This is a genomic window from Alcaligenes sp. LTN-3, from assembly GCF_059735605.1.
Genome location: NZ_JCAPDN010000001.1, coordinates 1,495,904 through 1,515,662 on the forward strand (window position 1 = coordinate 1,495,904; position 19,759 = coordinate 1,515,662).

15 protein-coding genes are annotated in these 19,759 nt (G+C 55.9%); 2 read left to right on the forward strand and 13 right to left on the reverse strand.

Going from position 1 to position 19,759, the window contains the following annotated elements; translation table 11 throughout:
* Positions 1-7 precede the first annotated feature (7 nt).
* Positions 8-3,487 (forward strand): transcription-repair coupling factor, encoded by a 3,480-nt coding sequence (mfd, locus tag AC6I6N_RS07035; protein WP_321352289.1) that lies wholly within the window; start codon positions 8-10, stop codon positions 3,485-3,487.
* 314 nt (positions 3,488-3,801) lie between these two features.
* Here the strand turns inward: mfd and serB are convergent, their stop codons facing one another.
* On the reverse strand, positions 3,802-4,653 hold the full coding sequence (serB, locus tag AC6I6N_RS07040) for a phosphoserine phosphatase SerB (RefSeq protein ID WP_249459818.1): 852 nt from the start codon (positions 4,651-4,653) through the stop codon (positions 3,802-3,804).
* Positions 4,654-4,822: 169 nt separating this feature from the next.
* Here serB and AC6I6N_RS07045 point away from each other — a divergent pair, with 169 nt between their 5' ends.
* A complete protein-coding gene (locus tag AC6I6N_RS07045; RefSeq protein WP_094197349.1) occupies positions 4,823-5,938 on the forward strand; it encodes an NAD(P)H-dependent flavin oxidoreductase in 1,116 nt (371 codons plus the stop codon).
* Positions 5,939-6,164: 226 nt separating this feature from the next.
* Here AC6I6N_RS07045 and AC6I6N_RS07050 read toward each other — a convergent pair whose 3' ends face one another.
* Genes AC6I6N_RS07050 through AC6I6N_RS07105 form a run of 12 tightly spaced genes read right to left on the reverse strand, consistent with a single transcriptional unit; the run spans position 6,165 to position 19,757 of the window.
* The gene (locus AC6I6N_RS07050) at positions 6,165-6,698 is read right to left on the reverse strand and encodes a DUF2818 family protein (protein ID WP_125277932.1); all 534 of its coding nucleotides are present in this window, start codon (positions 6,696-6,698) and stop codon (positions 6,165-6,167) included.
* A gap of 12 nt (positions 6,699-6,710) precedes the next feature.
* Complete coding sequence (nuoN, locus tag AC6I6N_RS07055; protein ID WP_108727772.1) at positions 6,711-8,189, reverse strand: NADH-quinone oxidoreductase subunit NuoN; 1,479 nt, start codon at positions 8,187-8,189, stop codon at positions 6,711-6,713.
* A gap of 11 nt (positions 8,190-8,200) precedes the next feature.
* Positions 8,201-9,688 carry an NADH-quinone oxidoreductase subunit M gene (locus AC6I6N_RS07060; protein WP_166727102.1) on the reverse strand — a complete coding sequence of 496 codons (1,488 nt, stop codon included), beginning with the start codon at positions 9,686-9,688 and terminating at the stop codon, positions 8,201-8,203.
* Between the two features lie 11 nt (positions 9,689-9,699).
* A complete protein-coding gene (gene nuoL / locus AC6I6N_RS07065) occupies positions 9,700-11,703 on the reverse strand; it encodes an NADH-quinone oxidoreductase subunit L (protein ID WP_125277930.1) in 2,004 nt (667 codons plus the stop codon).
* 15 nt (positions 11,704-11,718) lie between these two features.
* Positions 11,719-12,027, reverse strand: coding sequence for an NADH-quinone oxidoreductase subunit NuoK (nuoK, locus tag AC6I6N_RS07070; RefSeq protein WP_026483136.1), 309 nt, complete (start codon positions 12,025-12,027; stop codon positions 11,719-11,721).
* Between the two features lie 2 nt (positions 12,028-12,029).
* Complete coding sequence (locus tag AC6I6N_RS07075) at positions 12,030-12,671, reverse strand: NADH-quinone oxidoreductase subunit J (RefSeq protein ID WP_042482517.1); 642 nt, start codon at positions 12,669-12,671, stop codon at positions 12,030-12,032.
* 18 nt (positions 12,672-12,689) lie between these two features.
* Complete coding sequence (nuoI, locus tag AC6I6N_RS07080; protein WP_003801051.1) at positions 12,690-13,178, reverse strand: NADH-quinone oxidoreductase subunit NuoI; 489 nt, start codon at positions 13,176-13,178, stop codon at positions 12,690-12,692.
* A gap of 17 nt (positions 13,179-13,195) precedes the next feature.
* On the reverse strand, positions 13,196-14,269 hold the full coding sequence (gene nuoH, locus AC6I6N_RS07085; protein ID WP_108727774.1) for an NADH-quinone oxidoreductase subunit NuoH: 1,074 nt from the start codon (positions 14,267-14,269) through the stop codon (positions 13,196-13,198).
* Position 14,270: 1 nt separating this feature from the next.
* A complete protein-coding gene (gene nuoG, locus AC6I6N_RS07090; protein WP_153230682.1) occupies positions 14,271-16,601 on the reverse strand; it encodes an NADH-quinone oxidoreductase subunit NuoG in 2,331 nt (776 codons plus the stop codon).
* A 14-nt stretch (positions 16,602-16,615) separates the two neighbouring features.
* Entirely contained in the window at positions 16,616-17,983 is a 1,368-nt protein-coding gene (nuoF, locus tag AC6I6N_RS07095) for an NADH-quinone oxidoreductase subunit NuoF (RefSeq protein WP_094197356.1), read from the reverse strand.
* Entirely contained in the window at positions 17,980-18,474 is a 495-nt protein-coding gene (nuoE, locus tag AC6I6N_RS07100) for an NADH-quinone oxidoreductase subunit NuoE (RefSeq protein ID WP_026483139.1), read from the reverse strand. The genes nuoF and nuoE overlap by 4 nt, the downstream gene beginning before the upstream one ends.
* 29 nt (positions 18,475-18,503) lie before the next feature.
* Complete coding sequence (locus tag AC6I6N_RS07105) at positions 18,504-19,757, reverse strand: NADH-quinone oxidoreductase subunit D (RefSeq protein WP_094197357.1); 1,254 nt, start codon at positions 19,755-19,757, stop codon at positions 18,504-18,506.
* Positions 19,758-19,759: the final 2 nt, after the last annotated feature.

The following is a 19,759-nucleotide window of genomic DNA, read 5'->3' on the forward strand; positions in this document are numbered from 1 at the left end:
AATCCTGATGGAAACCGAAAAACAGCACTCCCTGTCCCTGCCCAGCACTCAAGATGTGCTGGCCGCCTTACGCCCCGGTCAACGCTACTCGCAGCCCATGCCTCCTGGCTCGGGCGATGCCTGCCTGATTGCCGACCTGGCCCGCCAGCATAAAGCGCCTATTCTCGTACTGTGCGCCGATCCCTTGACCGCCCAAAGGCTGGCCGAGGAAATCCTGTTGTTTGGACCCGCCCTGCGCGTGCGCCAGTTGCCAGACTGGGAAACCTTGCCCTATGACAGCTTCTCTCCCCACCAGGATCTGATCTCCGAGCGTTTGCGCACCTTGCATGCCCTGACCATGCACGAGGTTGATGTGCTGACGGTTCCCGTCACCACCGCCCTGTATCGTCTGGCACCGCCTTCTTTTCTGGCCGCCTACACCTTTTCCTTCCGCCAGGGCGATGAGCTGGACGAGGCGCAATTGCGCGCCCAGTTGATGCTGGCCAATTACACCCACATGACACAGGTCAGCGCTCCGGGCGAATTCAGTATTCGCGGTGGCCTGATTGACCTGTTCCCTATGGGTTCGGTGCTGCCCTACCGTCTGGACCTGTTCGACAACGAGATCGAAAGCATACGCAGCTTTGATATCGATACCCAGCGCAGCCTGTATCCGGTCAAGGAAATCCAGCTCTTGCCCGGTCGTGAATTCCCTATGGACGAAGAGGCGCGCACGCAATTCCGGGCGCGTTTTCGCGAGTTTTTTGAAGGCGATCCTTCACGCGCCCTGCCCTATAAAGATGTAGGCAATGGCATTGCCTTTGCGGGCATCGAATACTATCTGCCGCTCTTCTTTGAAGAGACCGCCACCTTGATGGACTATGTGCCAGCAGGCAGCCTGGTCATCACGCACGGGGACGCACAAAACGCGATTGGCCGCTTCCAAAGCGATACCCATAGCCGTTTTTCCTTCCTGAAAAACGACCGTGAGCGCCCGATTTTGCCTCCAGAAAGCCTGTTTCTGTCTGATGAGCAGTTTTTCAACGGCATCAAACCTTTTAGTCGCCTCAGTCTGAACACGCAAGCTGACGATCAGCCCATTGCCCACCCAGACTTCGAGGCTTTACCCCTTGTCGCAGTCAACCGACGCGACAAGGATCCGTTGGCTCAATTGCGGCAAGAGGTGTTAGACCCAAAGAACCGGACGGTGCTGTGCGCTGATTCGGCGGGCCGTCGGGAAACCTTGCTACAAATGCTGCGTGACCACGATCTGTCGCCCGCAGCCGACTGCCAGAGTCTGACCGATTTTCTGGAGTCGGACGCCGCTTTTGCCCTGATCGTCGCCCCCCTGTCGCGTGGCTTTGCGCTGGTGCACGACAGTCTGAGTCTGCTGACCGAAAATGACCTTTACCCCTCCCAGACACGCACACAAAGCAGCCGCCGCCGCAACGAGCGCAGCAGCGATGTGGAAGCGATGGTGCGGGATCTGTCGGAACTGCGCGAGGGCGACCCCGTGGTTCACGCCGAGCACGGGATTGGTCGCTACTGCGGTCTGAAAGAAATGGACCTGGGCGAAGGCCCGGTCGAGTTTCTGCATCTGGAATATGCCAAGGGCAGCACCTTATATGTGCCTGTGGCGCAGTTGCACGTCATTGCCCGCTACAGCGGTGCCGACCCCGAACATGCGCCCCTGCACCAACTAGGCTCCGGTCAATGGGATAAAGCCCGCCGTCGCGCGGCCAAGCAAGCGCGTGACAGCGCGGCTGAATTGCTGGCACTGTACGCCCAGCGCGCTGCTCGTGAAGGCTTTCAATTCAAACTGCCTCTGAATGATTATCAGGCCTTTTCCGAGGGTTTCGGCTTTGAGGAAACACCGGATCAGGCCGCTGCTATTGAGGCAGTCGTAAACGACATGACCTCCGGCCAGCCTATGGACCGCCTCGTTTGTGGGGATGTGGGCTTTGGTAAAACCGAAGTCGCCCTGCGTGCCGCTTTCCTGGCCGTGGCCAATGGCAAACAAGTGGCCTTGTTGTGCCCAACCACCCTGCTGGCCGAGCAACACACACAAACATTTTCAGATCGTTTCGCCGACTGGCCTATCCGTGTTGCCGAGCTGTCTCGCTTCCGCTCGACCAAAGAAACCCAAGCCGCCATTGCGGGCCTGCGCGACGGCAGCGTCGATATTGTGATTGGCACGCACAAGATCCTATCCTCGGACGTACGCTTCAAACAATTGGGCCTGGTTATCATCGATGAGGAACACCGCTTTGGTGTGCGCCAAAAAGAGGCCCTAAAGCAGTTGCGGGCCGAAGTCGATATCCTGACCCTGACCGCCACCCCTATCCCCCGTACCTTGGGCATGTCTCTGGAAGGTATACGGGACTTCTCCGTGATTGCAACGGCGCCGCAAAAACGTCTGGCGATCAAAACCTTTGTACGTCGTGAAGATGGCAGCACCATACGCGAGGCCCTGCTGCGCGAATTAAAACGCGGTGGCCAGGTCTACTTCCTGCACAACGAAGTTGAAACCATCCACAACCGCCGCGCCCGTCTGGAAGAGCTGGTGCCTGAGGCCAGTATTGCCGTGGCTCATGGTCAAATGCCCGAGCGCGAGCTGGAAGCCGTCATGAAGGGCTTTTACCAGAAGCGCTACAACGTGCTGCTGTGCACCACGATTATTGAAACCGGCATTGACGTGCCAACCGCCAACACCATCGTCATCCACCGCGCGGATCGCTTAGGTCTGGCTCAATTACACCAGTTACGTGGGCGCGTCGGCCGCTCTCACCACCAGGCATACGCCTATCTGCTGACCCCCGGCGAAGATGCCATCACCAGCAATGCAAAAAAACGCCTGGAAGCTATTCAAGCCATGGAAGAGCTGGGCGCAGGCTTTTTCCTGGCCATGCACGATCTCGAAATTCGGGGTGCCGGTGAAGTACTGGGCGAGTCCCAGTCCGGAGACATTCAGGAAGTAGGCTATTCCATGTATGCAGATATGCTCAACACCGCCGTCAAAGCCCTGAAAGCCGGTGAAGAGCCTGACTTGGATTCGCCCTTTGCCTTGCAGTGCGAAGTGAACCTGCACACGTCCGCCCTGCTGCCGGCCAACTACTGCCCGGATGTGAATGCCCGTTTGGGGCACTACAAGGCCCTGTCACACGCTCGTACAGAAGACGATCTGATCCATATCCATGAGGAACTGATCGACCGCTATGGCTTGCTGCCAGAGGCGGGCGAGAACCTGCTGGCGGTGCATCGCTTGCGCATCAAGGCCGAACCATTAGGGATTGTAAAAATCGATGCCAGCGAAGCCCAGGCAACAATTCAGTTTTCTTCCAAACCCAATGTAGACGCAGTCAGCATTATCGAGCTGGTGCAAAAGAACAAGCAGGTGCGCCTGGCTGGACCGGACAAGCTGAAGATTGAAATTACCAAGGGCGAGGAAATCAAGAACCGCATCCAGGCCGTACGTAATGTGCTGAACAGTTTGCGCAAAGAGAAATAAGCCTTAACAACAAGGCTGGACATAAAAAGAGCGCTGCCACTGACAGCGTTCTTTTTTCGACGGTAAAGTCTGACTACTTGAGTGTTGACTCTAGCCAATGAGGCGTTCTGAATACGGATCGAACCATTGCACTGTTTGCTTGGCAACAAACCGAATTCCGGGCTCAAGAAAAGCGCCCCACACTATAAGGAAATAGCCGGATCGACGCATCCTTCCATTGCCCCTCTTTCTGCCTGGCCTGGTTCTCAGGTAGTTTGCTGCGCTGCGTTTAGCTTTACTTTGCATCGCCAGACTACGCTGGCGATCCACCACCATCAAACATCCAGGCGGAACCAGTTCAGTACGGCATCCAGCGGAGAGTGATTCAACGCAAAGCTGGCTTGCTCCTGCACCACCGGTTTGGCACGGTAGGCCACCGAGTACTTGGCCTTGGACATCATGGGCAGGTCATTGGCCCCGTCGCCTATCGCAATACATTGTTCCGGACCAGCGCCCAGTTCCACAGCCAGTTCCTGCAAGAAGCGAGCTTTGGCCTGACCATCTACGATTGCGCCCAGCACCTTGCCAGTCAGCGTGCCGTCCACCACTTCCAAGGTATTGGAGTGGGCGTAGCTCAAGCTGAATCGGTCTTTCATACGTTCGGTAAAGAAGGTGAAGCCACCCGAGACCAACAAGGTTTTCACGCCATGGGCATGAGCCGTCGCAATCAAGCGGTCTGCGCCCAGATTGGGTTGCAAACGCTCTTCATAGACACGAGTCAGATCACTGACAGGCACACCTTCCAGAAACGCAACACGGCGATTCAGGCTTTCGGAGAAATCCTTGATCTCGCCGCGCATGGCTGCTTCGGTAATCGTGGCAACCTGCTCTTTACGGCCAGCCATATCGGCAATCTCATCAATACACTCGATATTGATCAGCGTGGAATCCATGTCCATTGCCAGCACACGCATTTCTTTCAGGCGGTCAATCTGCTCCAAAAAGGCAAAGTCCATCGCGCCGGTCTTGCACAAGGTTTGCACGTGAGCACGTTGCGTGGCGTCAGCACCCAACAGGCGTACGGCGGTAGGCCCCAGCTCCTGCACTCCATCGGCCTGCACCACTGCGGCAATTTTTTCGATGATGGCGCTATCTAGGCGCGGCCCTTGAAGAATGAGATGAGACATCAGATCGTCCACAAAGCAAAAAGTACAGCACAGCCATTGTGCCAAAAGACGATTATTGTAGCCTGCCACGGGCCCTGCACACCCCAAGCTGTACACGACGATGTCAGTTTCCAGCCTGAACCCATCCTGCTACGATAAACGCTATCGCGAAATGACGAGGACGCCTTTCATGTACATCTGGCCCAACAATACTTTGCTGGATCTGCTTCACATCGAGCAACCCATCGTTCAAGCCCCTATGGCAGGTGCCCAAGACAGCGAACTGGCTATTGCCGTTGCTCGCGCGGGCGGTCTGGGATCTCTGGCCTGCGCCATGCTCAGCCCAGAACAGATTCGGGAACAAGTGGGTTTGTTCCGGCAAGCTGTCTCGGCCCCTATCAACCTGAACTTCTTTTGTCACGACGACCTGCGCCTGGAGCCAGAGGCCCTGCAAGAGTGGCGGCTGCGATTAATACCCTATTACCAGGAATACGGTCTGGATCCGAATCAGGAACTGCCCAAAGCAGCACGCGCACCGTTCTCCAACCCACATGCTGAATTGGTTGAGGAATTAAAACCTGAAGTCGTCAGTTTTCACTTTGGTCTGCCCTCCCCCGAGCTGCTTGAACGCGTGAAAAAGGTCGGCACTCTGGTCATGTCCAGTGCGACTTCCACGGCCGAAGCGGTCTGGCTGCAAGAGCACGGTGCCGACATCATCATCGCCCAAGGCCTGGAAGCCGGTGGCCACCGTGGCATGTTCCTGGACGATAAGGTGCATACACAAGTAGGCACCCTGTCTTTGGTTCCCCAAATTGCTGATGCTGTCAGCATCCCTGTGATTGCTGCCGGAGGTATTGCCGATGGGCGCGGTATTGCTGCTGCCCTGGCCTTGGGTGCTAGCGCCGCTCAAATTGGTACTGCCTATTTGTTCTGTCCTGAATCCAAGATCACCCCGCTGCATCGCCAAGCCCTGTCCAATAGTCGTTCAGACGGCACAGCGCTGACCAATTTGTTCTCTGGCCGCCCGGCTCGCAGCATCCGCACTCGCCTGATGGATGAAATCGGCCCGTTAAGCACCAGTGCTCCGGTATTCCCCCATGCGGGTTCGGCACTGAGCCCGCTACGTATCGAAGCCGAGAAACAAGGTCGCACTGAATTCAGCTCCCTGTGGAGCGGACAAAGTGCTGCCTTGGGTCGTGCCCTGCCTGCCGAGCAACTGACGCTGGTACTGGCTCAAGAGGCTCAGGGCGTCTGCAAGCGACTGGGAGTAGCTGGTGCCACCCATGCCCCTTTGGACAAGCCTTGATCGATTGTACGGGCAGCTTGTGGCTAGACTGGCGAACGAAGCAAGTCTAGCCCCACAGGCCTTCAACAGACAGCTATCGAGCATCCAGGCGGGATAATAATCGGACGACAAGACTTTAGAACTGACGCACTAAAAAAGGCACCAAACAGTTTTTTGACCTTGAGCGGCCAGACATAAAAAAAACCTCGCAAATCAGTTTGCGAGGTTTTTTTATTCAATAGCACCACTACTCAAACTTGCCCTTGGGGTGTCGCATCAAATAGCGATACACAAAACCGGGATACGCCATTACCAAGAACAACGCAAAGGTAATGGTGTAGAACACCCAAGTCTGTTTGAACGGATTACCGATGCTTGCTTCAAAAGCAAAGCCGAACGCACCCACAATCCCGTAAAACGCACAGACTTCCAAAAGGCGAGAAAAAAAGCCTTTGGACACTTTCTGATGGCGCGAGCGCCAAACCGGAAAGTAAAACATGGCTCCTACCAATACCAGACCCAGAAGCAGCTTACCCAACAGAACGGGCAAGGAGTTCAGGCCAGAGCTGGAGGCAATCATTGTATAGATTCCCAAGCCCAACGCGGCCAGAACGGCCAGGTACACAAGGCCGACAATCAGTTGCAGCCAGGGCGAGAGACCAGAGCGCTCGCCCGGCAAGGACCAAGGCAAAACCAGCAAGGGCTTTTCCACAAGAAACGGTAAGTTTGCCGTAATCACGGAAAGAACAATCAAGACCCAGATGGAAAGGCTTTGGTCCATAGTGCTACCTACTTAAAACTGCAAGGAAGACTGAATCACGCGGATGCAGGTATCCATCAGGCCACCCGGCAACAAGCCCAGGCCGATAATCAGAACACCGTTCACCATCATGACCAGCTTGGTCATCAAGCCTGTTGCCACAGGATGCGCTTCACCTTCGGGTTCGTCAAAGTAAACAACCTTCACGACACGCAGGTAGTAGAAAGCACCAATCAGGGACATGATCACGGCAAACACGGCCAGCCAGACATAGCCCGCCCCCACCACGGCCTGCAGAACACTCAGCTTGGCGGCAAAGCCGGACAGCGGAGGAATACCAGCCAGGGAGAACATGGACAGCAGCCAGACCAGAGCCAAGCCAGGGTTGCGACGGTTCAGACCTTTCAGGTCGCTGATGTTTTCACATTCAAAACCGCGACGGCTCAAGATCAGAATCAGGCCGAAGGTGCTCAGTGTGGTCAGAACGTAGATCACCACGTAGAACAACGAAGCGCCGTAGGCTTGAGAGTGAGTCTCGCCATTGAACACGCCAGCCAGCAAGCCCAGGAAAATGAAACCCATGTGCGAGATGGTCGAATACGCAAGCATACGCTTGAGATTCTTTTGCATGATCGCCGTCAGGTTACCCAGAGCCAGCGACAGCACGGCCATGATCAGCAACATAGGCTGCCAGTCCACGGCAATACCGTGCAAGGCTTCAACCAGGAAGCGCATGGTCACGGCAAAAGCAGCCAGTTTGGGAGCAGCACCGATGATCAGGGTGACGGTGGTTGGGGCGCCTTGGTAGACGTCCGGTGTCCACATGTGGAAAGGAGCCGCCGTCAATTTGAAGGCCAGACCAGCCACCACAAACACCACACCAAAGACCAGAGCCAGACGCTCGGCTTGACCGTTGGAGATGACTTCAGCGATGAGCGGGAATTCCAGATGGCCGGTAGCGCCAAAAATCATGGACATACCGTACAGCAAGATACCCGATGCCAAAGCACCCAGCACGAAGTACTTCAGAGCCGCTTCGATGGACTGGCGATGTTCACGACGCAGCGCAACCAGTGCGTACAGCGCAAAGGACATCAGCTCCACACCCAGATAAGCCGTCAACATGCTGTTGGCCGAAATCATGATCATCTGGCCCAGCAGAGCCATCAGAGTCAGGGTGTACAACTCACCACCACGTTCCATCATGTCACGCTGCTCAGCGTATTCACGGCCGTAAATCAGGGTGGCGGCCACGGCTGCACACGAGAGCAGCTTCAGGAAGTGAGCCATCTCGTCCACGACGAACAGGCCACCGAACGAGACGCCGCTAACGCCCTTGGACCACTGCCAGGCCACGCTGGCCGCAACCACGGCAAGCGTCAGCAGGCTGAAAACAAACGTCGAGTGGCGCTGTTTGTGTGTACTGAATGCATCAAAAATCAGCACACACGAAGCCAGAACCAGGAGCAGGATCTCGGGCAAAGCCAGAGAAAAGTTAAAGGTAGTATCCATAGTGATTCGGCCTACAGTTTCGAGATGGAGACGTGTTGCAGCAACGCTTCAACCGAAACGTGCATGACCTCGGTGAACGGCTTGGGATAGACACCCATGCCCAGCACCGCAATCGCCATTACGCCAAGAACGAAGAACTCACGGCCGCTCAGGTCGCTCATGCCGGCAACCTTGTCGTTACCGACAGGGCCAAAAGCCACACGTTTGAGCATCCACAGCGAGTAAGACGCACCTGTAATCAGCGCTGTTGCAGTCAACAGACCAATCCAGAAGTTGTACTCAACCGCACCCATGATGACGGTGAACTCACCGATAAAACCGCTGGTGCCTGGCAAACCGCTGTTGGCCATCGAGAACAGCACAAAGAAGGTGACGAAACGAGGCATGACCTTGACCACACCACCGTAATCGGCAATTTGGCGGCTGTGCAGACGGTCGTACAGAACGCCAATACACAGGAACATGGCGCCAGACACGAAACCGTGCGAGATCATTTGCATGATCGCGCCTTCCATACCCGTGGTGTTGAATACGAAAAAGCCCAGTGTGACAAAACCCATGTGAGCCACAGAGGAGTAAGCCACCAGCTTTTTCATATCGTCCTGAACGATGGCGACCAGACCAATGTAGATCACCGCGACCAGGGACAAGGCAATAATGATTCCGGCCAGACCTTGCGAGGCATCAGGAGCGATGGGCAGGGAAAAGCGCAGGAAACCGTAAGCACCCAGTTTCAACATGATGGCAGCCAGCACCACGGAACCACCGGTAGGTGCTTCCACGTGGGCATCCGGCAACCAGGTGTGGACAGGCCACATAGGCACTTTCACTGCAAACGCCATGAACAGCGCCGCAAAGATCAGCACCTGCGTGGTGTAGTCCAGGGGGACTTTGTGCCAGGTCAGGATATCGAAGGTGCCGCCGGACACGTTCCACAGGTAGATGAAAGCAACCAGCGTCAGCAGGGAGCCCATCAGGGTGTAAAGGAAGAACTTGACCGATGCATACACGCGGTTTGGACCACCCCAGATACCGATAATCAGATACATCGGGATCAGCGTGGCTTCAAAGAACACGTAGAACAGCAAGCCATCCAGAGCGGCAAACACGCCAACCATCAGACCCGACAGGATCAGGAAGGCACCCATGTATTGCGCCACGCGGCTGGTAATCACCTGCCAGCCCGCCAGCACCACGATCACCGTGATGAAAGCGGTCAGCAGAACAAACCACATGGAAATACCGTCCACACCAAGGTGGTAATTCACCTTGAAGGCATCAATCCAGGGGGCCAGCTCGACAAACTGCATGTCGGCTGTACCGGGATTGAAGCCCGTGTACAGAGGAATAGTGACAACAAGACCGGCAATCGAACCCAGCAGAGCCAGCCAGCGGGTGAAGGTGGGACGATCATCACGCCCCAGAGCCAGCACCAACAGGCCAGCGACGATGGGTACGAAAATCGCCAGCGTTAACCAAGGAAGAGTAGAAGACGCCATATCGCTAGCCATTACCGAACCGTCAGTACAAAAAAGGATAAGAGCGCCAGGATCCCGAGGATCATGGCAAAGGCGTAGTGATAGACATAGCCGGACTGGATATGACGGCTGATTGCAGCCACCCAGCCCACTACGCGCGCACTACCGTTGACCACCAGGCCGTCAATCAGACCGCGGTCAGCACCTTTCCAAAGGCCCGTACCCAGGCAGCGAACGCCACGAGACAGCACTTGCTCGTTGAACCAATCAACGTAGTACTTGTTCTCCAGGATACGGTAGATAAAAGAGCAGTTCTTTTTGATAGCGGCAGGCAAGGCGGGATTGACCAGGTACATGTACCAAGCCACCACAGCACCGGCTACAACCAGCCAGAATGGCACCGTCACAAAACCATGCAAGGCATATGCCATCCAATCAGTCCAGTGGGCAGCCAGGTTTGCCATTGCAGGGTGGTCGGGCAGAACCGTAACAATGCCGTCAAAGTAACCACCGAACAGCAGCGGATCCACAAACCAGATACCAGCGAAAATCGATGGAATGGCCAGCAGAACCAGAGGCAGCGTCACCACCCAGGGCGACTCGTGAGGATCACCACCGTGAGCGTGATGATCGTCATGACCATGCGACTCGTCGTGTTTGACATCACGGAAGCGCTCTTTGCCGTGGAAGACCAGGAAATACAGACGGAAGGAGTACAGCGAGGTGACGAACACACCGATCAGTGTGGCGTAGTAAGCATAGGTCGAACCCCAAATGCCAGCTTCGCCTGCGGCTTCGATGATGTGCTCTTTCGAATAGAAACCCGAGAAGAACGGTGTACCCACCAGCGCCAGCGTACCGATCAGGAATGTCAGCCAGGTAATAGGCATGTACTTGCGCAGACCACCCATGTTGCGGATGTCCTGATCATGATGCATGCCGATAATGACCGAACCAGCGCCCAGGAACAGCAAGGCTTTGAAGAAGGCGTGCGTCATCAGGTGGAACACAGCGGCCGAGTAAGCCGAAGCTCCCAGAGCCACCGTCATGTAACCGAGCTGGGACAAGGTGGAGTACGCCACAACGCGTTTGACGTCGTTCTGGATAATACCCAGCAAGCCCAGGAACAAGGCACCGGTTGCACCGATCACGATGATGAAGGACAGCGCGGTTGTCGACTGTTCAAACACAGGCGAGAAACGCGCCACCATGAAGATACCGGCCGTCACCATGGTCGCGGCGTGAATCAGTGCCGAGATAGGAGTAGGACCTTCCATGGAATCAGGCAACCAGCTGTGCAAAGGAACCTGAGCCGATTTACCCATGGCACCTACAAACAGGGCCAGAGCCGCAACGGTCAGCAATTGCCAGTCGGTACCGGGGAATGTCATGGTGCTCAGTTCCTGAACCTTGGCGAACACGTCGCTGTAGTTCATGGAGCCGGTGTAGGCGTAGAGCAAGCCAATCCCCAGAGCAAAACCGAAGTCACCCACACGGTTGACCAGGAAGGCCTTCATGTTGGCGAAAATCGCGGTCTTGCGCTCGTACCAGAAACCAATCAGCAGGTAGGAGACCAGACCCACTGCTTCCCAACCGAAGAACAACTGCAGCATGTTGTTGGACATGACCAGCATCAGCATCGAGAAGGTAAACAGCGAGATGTAGGAGAAAAAACGCTGATAACCGGGGTCATCTTTCATGTAGCCAATGGTGTAGATGTGCACCATCAACGACACGGAAGTGACCACCACCATCATCAGGGCAGTGAGCTTGTCGATCAGAAAACCGATGTCCCACTGAATGCTGCCAATGGTGATCCAGGTGTAGACCGGACCATTGAAGGTCTGGCCGTCCAGAACCTGAAACAGGACCATGACCGAGCCGACAAAAGAAAGCAGCACGCCCGCGATCGTGATCAGGTGAGCGCCTGTCTTGCCGATAAATCGACCCAGAAAGCCGGTACCGAACAAACCGGCTAGCGCCGAGCCCACCAGGGGGGCAAGCGCAATCGTTAAGTAAAGATTTATGGAGTTCATTAGTGTGCTATCCCATCAACCCTTGAGCTGGTCGAGATCTTGGACATTGATCGAATTAAGGTTACGGAACAACAGAACCAGAATTGCAAGACCAATGGCCGCCTCGGCCGCTGCGACCGTCAGGACGAAAAAGACAAACACCTGACCGGCCTCGTTGCCCATCCACGTTGAGAAGGCCACAAAGTTCATGTTGGCCGACAAAAGAATCAGCTCAACAGACATGAGCAGGATAATCAGGTTGCGACGGTTCAGGAAAAAGCCAAACAGGCCGATCGTGAACAGCACAGCGCCCAGGACCAAATAGTGCGCAAGCGTCAGCGTCATCATCATTTGTCTCCTGGCACGACAGCGTCAGCCGAACTGGACACCGACGGCTTTTCGGTTTGAGAAGGAATAGAAACCATGCGCAGACGGTCTTTGGCGCGAACCTTGACCTGTTCGCTGGAGACGGTGCGCTTGACACCCTCACGTTTACGCAGAGTCAGCGCAATGGCCGAGATCATGCCAACCAGCAGCACAATGCCGCCCAGCAACACCGCCAGTACATACTGGGAGTACATCAACTCGCCAATGACGCGGGTGTTGTTGTAGTCCGCAGCCACTGCGGCAGCAGGTGCCGTTGTGAACCACAGCTTGGTCAGCACAAAGCCCATTTCCAGAACCATGATGGCGCCGATCAACAGCCCCATCGGCACATGAGCCTTGAATTTCTTGGCAGCGGATTCCTGACGTACGTCCAGCATCATGATGACGAACAGGAACATCACCATCACCGCGCCCACATAGACCACCACCAGCAAAAGGCCCAGGAACTCGGCCCCCATGGTGATCCACATCATGGCGGCCGTGAAGAACACCAGAATCAAGTGCAATACGGCCGTAACCGGGTTTTTGGCAGCGATCACGCGATACGCGGCCACCACCATCACCAGCGCCAACACATAAAACAGAACAGTAGTAAATAACATGAGTGTAGAGCTCCGGCCTTAGCGATAAGGTGCATCTGCGGCACGACGACGAGCGATCTCGTCTTCGTAGCGATCACCGATAGCCAGCAGCATGTCCTTGGTGTAGTACAAATCGCCGCGTTTTTCGCCGTGGTATTCGTGAATATGCGTTTCCACGATCGAATCGACCGGGCAGCTTTCTTCACAGAATCCACAGAAAATACACTTGGCCAGATCGATGTCGTAACGCGTGGTGCGACGGGTGCCGTCCTCACGTTCGGCCGATTCGATCGAGATAGCCATGGCGGGACATACTGCCTCGCACAGTTTGCACGCGATGCAACGCTCTTCGCCGTTTTCGTAGCGACGCAAAGCGTGCAAACCGCGAAAACGTGGCGAAGCGGGCGTGGTTTCAACGGGATAACGCAGCGTCACTTTACGCTTGAAGAAATACTTCCCCGTCAGGCGCATGCCTTTGAGCATCTCGGACAGCATCAGGCTGCCAAAGAAATCTTTGATTGCTTCCATAATCTTGCCCCTTAGCCTTATTGCCAGATGTTCCAGGGCGTCTGCATCCAGATCGCCACAATAACCAGCCAAACACCGGTCAGCGGGATAAATACTTTCCAGCCCAAACGCATGATCTGGTCATAGCGGTAACGTGGGAACGTTGCACGGAACCAGATGAACATGGAGACCACGACAAAGGTCTTCAGACCCAGCCACAGCCACCCCGGAATCCAGGTAAATGGAGCGAACTCGACGATTGGAGTCCAGCCACCCAAGAACATGATGGACGCCAGAGCCGACAAGAAAATCATGTTGGCATATTCGCCCAAGAAGAACAGAGCGAAACCGGTACCGGAGTACTCCACCATAGGACCGGCCACAATTTCCGATTCGCCTTCCACCACGTCAAACGGGTGACGGTTGGTTTCAGCAACGGCGGAAATCACGTAGATCACAAACAGTGGCAGCAGTGGCAGCCAGTTCCAGGACAGGAAGTTCAAGCCCTTGTCCGCAAAGTAACCCTGAGTCTGACCGACCACGATACCCGACAGATTCAGCGTGCCGGACACCAGCAGCACGGTAATCAGGACAAAGCCGATGGCCAGTTCGTAGGACAGCACCTGAGCGGCGGCACGCAGACCACCTAGCAAGGCGTACTTGGAGTTGGATGCCCAACCAGCCACGATCACACCGTACACGCCCAGCGAGGTAATCGCCAGAATGTACAACAAACCGGCGTTAACGTCGGCCAGGACCACATCAGGGCTGAAAGGAATCACAGCCCAGGCGGCTAAAGCAGGCATCAGCGTCACTACCGGAGCCAACAGGTACAGAACCTTGTTGGACTTCGCCGGCACGATCAGCTCTTTGGTCAGCAGTTTGAAAACGTCAGCGAAAGGCTGCAGCAAGCCGCGGTAACCAACACGGGTCGGTCCCAGACGAACGTGCATGAAGCCGATCATCTTGCGTTCCCAGTAGGTCAGGTAAGCAACACACAGAATGACGGGCACCGCGATAGCAACAATCTTCAGCAGCGTCCACACCACATACCATGCGTCCGGACCCAGCAGGTCCGAACCGTAGCTATTGATGGCAGAGAGAAATTCCATGTTATGCACGCTCCACTGTCAATTGACCGAATGCGCTACCCAAAGCGGCAGTTTCAGAAAAAGCGGTGGCAACACGCACCGAGTTCAATGCCACGGTGTCATCCAGCTGAGCTGGCAAGCTGACTTCGCCTTGCGAAGAACGAACCTTCACCAGATCGCCGTCGGCCAAACCCAGTTGAGTCAGCGTGGCGGCGGCCATGCGAGCCGTAGGGGCGGCCGAAGCAGGTGTTTCCTGCAAAGGAGCCGAACGGCGCACCAGCGCATCGCTGCGGTAGATAGGCACATCAGCCACACGCTCCAGACCGCTAGCGGCAGGCAGCACGCTGGCAGCCAGATTGATCTGGTTGGACAGACGCGATTCCACACCGGCAGCCATAACAGAGTCACGAACCGATTCGGAGGTTTCGTCGTCAAAACCATCCAGTTGGAACAAATTGCCCAGTACGCGCAGAACCTTCCAGGCCGGACGCGTATCGCCCACGGGAGCAGCAGCACCCTTGAAGCTTTGTACACGGCCTTCGGCGTTCACAAAGGTACCGGAGGTTTCAGTGAACGGAGACACGGGCAGCATGACATCGGCCCACTGCTCGGCAGCGGAACGATAGGAAGTCAGCGCGACCGAGAAGGTGGCGGACTTCAGTGTTTCTACAGCACGCTCGCCCAGATCGCTGTCCAGAGCAGGCTCGACGTTCAGAACCAGGTAGGCACGCAGGGTCTGAGCCAGCATTTGCTCGGCAGTCAAACCGCCCTTGCCTGGTACGGCGTTGGCCAGGTAACCACCGACGGTGTTACCACCGGCAGTCAGGAAACCCAACTTGGCACCGCTAGCCTGTGCAATGGCATTGGCGTTGGCAGCAATCACGCTGGCCTGATCCGAGTTGACCGCCATATTGCCCAGCAAGATGGCCACGCGTTCGCCAGAGGCCAGGCTGTCAGCAATCTGCTGAGCTTCAGCAGAAACCTGTACGCCTTCCAGACCAGCAGGAACGGCGCTGTCTTTGGCTTTGGCAACGGCAACCAGCACTTGAGCCAGGGAATTGGCCAACTGGCTGGGAGCCACCGTCATGCGGCCAGCAATCGCATTGAACAATGGATTATCGGCAGCCGAATCAATAAAGGAAACTTGAGCACCGCGTTTGACTGCCTGACGCAGACGCTGAGCCATCAAGGGGTGATCTTTGCGCAGGAAGGAACCCACGACCAGAACGCGATCCAGCTCGTTCAAGGCCGTCAGGGGCATACCCAACCAAGGCACACCGGCCAGAGCGCCATCCAGACGGGCATCGGTTTGACGCAGACGGAAGTCCACGTTTTCGGTACCCAGCGCACGACCCAGACGAGCCAGCAAAGCCAGTTCTTCGGTTGTGGAGGTAGCCGAACCAATACAGCCCAATTGATCTGCACCAAACTTCTCGCGTACGGCATTCATGCCGGCAACGATGGTTTGCATGGCGTCGTTCCAGGAGGCTTCACGCCACTGGCCATCATCACCACGCACCATGGGGCGAGTCAGACGATCTTCGGTGTACAGGCCTTCGTAGGAGAAACGGTCACGGTCGCTGATCCAGCACTCGTTGACTTCGTCGTTCTCGAAAGGAACAACACGCAGTACCTTGTCCATCTTGGCTTGCAGTACCAGGTTGGCACCCACGCTGTCGTGCGGGCTAACGCTGCGACGACGGGCCAATTCCCAGGTACGGGCATTGAAACGGAAAGGTTTGGACAACAAGGCACCCACAGGACAAACGTCAATCATGTTGCCCGACAACTCGGACTCGACTGCGCGACCCACAAAGGTGGTGATTTCGGCGTGTTCGCCACGGTTGAGCATACCAACCTCTTGGACACCGGCGATTTCTTCACCAGTACGCACGCAGCGGGTGCAGTGAATGCAACGCTGCATGGCTTCGGTCGAAATCAGCGGGCCCATGGATTTGGCGGCCACGACGCGCTTCTCTTCCTTGTAGCGCGACTCGGAGCCACCGTAACCCACGGCCAGATCCTGCAGCTGACACTCACCGCCCTGGTCACACACGGGGCAATCCAGAGGGTGGTTGATCAGCAGAAATTCCATGACGCTCTTTTGAGCAGCCACAGCTTTTTCCGAACGAGTACGCACAACCATGCCGTTGGTGACGGGAGTGGCGCAAGCAGGCAAAGGCTTGGGCGCTTTTTCCACGTCCACCAAACACATGCGGCAGTTGGCGGCAATACTCAGTTTTTTGTGATAACAGAAGTGCGGCACGTAGACCCCGGCGTCATGGGCAGCCTGAATGACCATGCTGCCTTCCGGGGCGTCAACTTTAATGCCATCGATGGTGAGTTCTACCATTACGTTGTCCTGGCCTACAAATATTGAGGCACCACACAGCCTTTATGCTCGATGTGGTGTGCGAACTCGTCGCGGAAATGCTTAACGAAACTGCGCACCGGCATGGCCGCAGCATCACCCAGGGCGCAAATGGTGCGGCCCATGATGTTGTGTGCGATGTCGTCGAGCATGTCCAGATCTTCCGGACGACCTTGACCGTTCTCGATACGATGCACCATACGCCACAACCAGCCTGTGCCTTCCCGGCACGGCGTACACTGGCCGCAGCTTTCGTGATAGTAAAAATAAGACAGGCGCAGCAGGGACTTGACCATGCAACGAGTCTCGTCCATCACAATGACAGCGCCCGAACCCAGCATGGAACCCGCCTTGGCAATGGAGTCATAGTCCAGGTTGGTGGCCATCATGATGTCAGCGGGCAAAACGGGCGAGCTGGAACCACCGGGGATCACCGCTTTCAGTTTGCGACCGTCACGCATGCCACCGGCCAGTTCCAGCAAGGTGGCAAAGGGGGTACCCAAAGGCACTTCGTAATTGCCGGGACGCTCTACGTCGCCAGTAATGGAGAAGATCTTGGTGCCGCCGGCGTTAGGTATACCTACTTCCAGGTATTCCTGGCCGCTGTTGCGCAGAATCCAGGGTACAGCCGCGAAGGTTTCGGTATTGTTGATGGTCGTTGGCTTGCCGTACAGACCGAAACTGGCTGGAAATGGTGGCTTGAAGCGAGGCTGGCCCTTCTTGCCCTCCAGGGACTCCAGCAATGCGGTTTCTTCACCGCAAATGTAGGCGCCGTAGCCGTGGAACGCATGCAGTTGGAAGCTGAAGTCCGACCCCAGGATCTTGTCACCCAGAAAGCCTGCCGCGCGGGCCTGCTCCAGCGCTTCTTCAAAACGCTGATAGATTTCAAACACTTCACCGTGGATGTAGTTGTAGCCGACGGTAATGCCCATGGCGTAGGCGGCAATGGCCATGCCTTCGATCACGATGTGCGGGTTAAAACGCAGAATATCGCGGTCTTTAAAAGTGCCGGGCTCACCCTCGTCGGAGTTACATACCAGGTACTTTTGACCGGGCAAGCTGCGAGGCATGAAGCTCCACTTCAAACCTGATGGGAAACCTGCACCACCACGACCACGTAACGCCGAAGTCTTGACTTCAGCAATCACGTCTTCGGGTTTCATGCCAGTGGTCAATACTTTACGCAGGGCTTCATAGCCACCACGCTTGACGTACTCTTCCAGGCCCCAGTTGTCGCCGTTCAAACCAGCCAGAATCTGTGGCTGAATATGGCGATCATGAAAAATCATGCTGCGCGACAGGTCGCCACCAGGGTTAGGTTCCAATCCCTGAGCGAACTTGCGCAGAATGTCCGGTGCAATCATGCCGATTCTCCGTGTGTCTTCAATTCTTCGAGCATGGCATCAATGCGCTCCGCTTCCATGCGCACGCACATGTGCTGATTGTTCAGCAACATGACGGGCGAATCACCACATGAACCCATGCACTCTCCCATGATCAGGGAGAACTGGCCGTCCGCCGTGGTTTCACCATATTCGATACCCAGCTTCTCTTTCAGGTATTCGCCAGCCTTGACGCCATCACGCAGCGCACAGGGCAAGTTGGTGCAAACGGAAATAGTGACGCGACCAACGGGTTTGGTGTGGAACATGTTGTAGAAGGTCGCAACCTCCTGCACCGCGATCGGCTCCACGCCAATGTATTGGGCAACATCCTCGATAATTTCTGGCGATACCCAGCCTTTTTCCTGCTGGGCAATGGCCAGGGAGGCCATGATGGCAGAGCGACGTTGATCTGCCGGGAACTTGCTCAGTTCCTTATCTATCTGTTGGTAGGCTTTTTCGGAAAGCAACATAATTCGGTTCCGTTTTTCCAGGCGCGACCTTAACGGTCGATCTCGCCAAACACAATGTCCTGCGTACCGATGATCGTGACCGCGTCAGCAATCATGTGACCGCGGCTCATTTCATCGAGGGCCTGCAAGTGGACGAAGCCCGGAGCACGGATCTTCATGCGGTAAGGCTTGTTGCCGCCGTCAGATACCAGATAAATGCCAAACTCGCCCTTGGGATGCTCCACACCGGCATACACTTCGCCAGTCGGCACGTGCATCCCTTCGGAGAACAGTTTGAAATGGTGGATCAGGTCCTCCATCCCTGTTTTCATGCGTTCGCGCGACGGCGGCGCCACTTTGTGGTTATCCGTGATGACAGGGCCGGGGTTGTTGCGCAGCCACTGCACACACTGACGGATGATGCGGTTACTCTCGCGCATTTCTGCGATACGAACCAGGTAACGGTCGTAAGAGTCACCGTTGCGACCCACAGGAATATCAAACTCGACGCGGTCGTAGACTTCGTAGGGCTGCATCTTGCGCAGATCCCACTCCACGCCCGAACCACGCAGCATGGGGCCGGTAAAGCCCAGCGCTTTGGCGCGATCAGCGTCGACCACACCTACGCCCACCAAACGCTGCTTCCAGATACGGTTATCGGTCAGCAAGGTCTCGTACTCGTCAACACAAGCAGGGAAACGGTTGGTGAAGTCTTCAATGAAATCCAACAAGGAACCTGAACGCGCTTCGTTCATGGCTTTCAGTTCTTTGTCGGAGCGGTATTTGTTGGCCTTGTACTGGGGCATGCTGCCGGGCAGATCACGGTACACGCCACCTGGACGGTAGTAAGCTGCGTGCAAACGAGCACCGGAGACCGCTTCGTAGCAGTCCATCAGGTCTTCGCGCTCGCGAAAGGCGTACAGAAACACGGCCATGGCACCCACGTCCAGCGCATGCGAACCCACGGACATCAGGTGGTTCAGAATGCGAGTGATCTCGTCAAACATGACGCGGATGTACTGGGCACGCAAAGGCACCTGCACACCGACCAGACGCTCCACAGCCATACAGTAGGCGTGTTCATTCACCATCATGGACACATAGTCCAAGCGGTCCATATAAGGCAGGGTTTGCAGAAAAGTGCGGTTTTCGGCCAGTTTCTCGGTGGCGCGGTGCAACAGACCAATATGAGGGTCAGCACGCTGAATAACTTCGCCGTCCAGCTCAAGCACCAAACGCAACACACCGTGTGCGGCGGGGTGCTGAGGACCAAAGTTCAGGGTGTAGTTTTGAATTTCTGCCATGA

What these genes read in the sequence shown, in the direction of transcription:
- AC6I6N_RS07060 (WP_166727102.1), bottom strand. Translation starts at nt 9,688, where the DNA reads ATGGCGTCTTCTACTCTTCCTTGGTTAACGCTGGCGATTTTCGTACCC.
- nuoE (WP_026483139.1), bottom strand. Translation starts at nt 18,474, where the DNA reads ATGTTGCTTTCCGAAAAAGCCTACCAACAGATAGATAAGGAACTGAGC.
- nuoL (WP_125277930.1), bottom strand. Translation starts at nt 11,703, where the DNA reads ATGAACTCCATAAATCTTTACTTAACGATTGCGCTTGCCCCCCTGGTG.
- nuoF (WP_094197356.1), bottom strand. Translation starts at nt 17,983, where the DNA reads ATGATTGCACCGGACATTCTGCGCAAGTTCGCTCAGGGATTGGAACCT.
- nuoN (WP_108727772.1), bottom strand. Translation starts at nt 8,189, where the DNA reads ATGGATACTACCTTTAACTTTTCTCTGGCTTTGCCCGAGATCCTGCTC.
- AC6I6N_RS07045 (WP_094197349.1), top strand. Translation starts at nt 4,823, where the DNA reads ATGTACATCTGGCCCAACAATACTTTGCTGGATCTGCTTCACATCGAG.
- serB (WP_249459818.1), bottom strand. Translation starts at nt 4,653, where the DNA reads ATGTCTCATCTCATTCTTCAAGGGCCGCGCCTAGATAGCGCCATCATC.
- AC6I6N_RS07050 (WP_125277932.1), bottom strand. Translation starts at nt 6,698, where the DNA reads ATGGACCAAAGCCTTTCCATCTGGGTCTTGATTGTTCTTTCCGTGATT.
- nuoI (WP_003801051.1), bottom strand. Translation starts at nt 13,178, where the DNA reads ATGGAAGCAATCAAAGATTTCTTTGGCAGCCTGATGCTGTCCGAGATG.
- nuoH (WP_108727774.1), bottom strand. Translation starts at nt 14,269, where the DNA reads ATGGAATTTCTCTCTGCCATCAATAGCTACGGTTCGGACCTGCTGGGT.
- nuoG (WP_153230682.1), bottom strand. Translation starts at nt 16,601, where the DNA reads ATGGTAGAACTCACCATCGATGGCATTAAAGTTGACGCCCCGGAAGGC.
- AC6I6N_RS07105 (WP_094197357.1), bottom strand. Translation starts at nt 19,757, where the DNA reads ATGGCAGAAATTCAAAACTACACCCTGAACTTTGGTCCTCAGCACCCC.
- AC6I6N_RS07075 (WP_042482517.1), bottom strand. Translation starts at nt 12,671, where the DNA reads ATGTTATTTACTACTGTTCTGTTTTATGTGTTGGCGCTGGTGATGGTG.
- mfd (WP_321352289.1), top strand. Translation starts at nt 8, where the DNA reads ATGGAAACCGAAAAACAGCACTCCCTGTCCCTGCCCAGCACTCAAGAT.
- nuoK (WP_026483136.1), bottom strand. Translation starts at nt 12,027, where the DNA reads ATGACGCTGACGCTTGCGCACTATTTGGTCCTGGGCGCTGTGCTGTTC.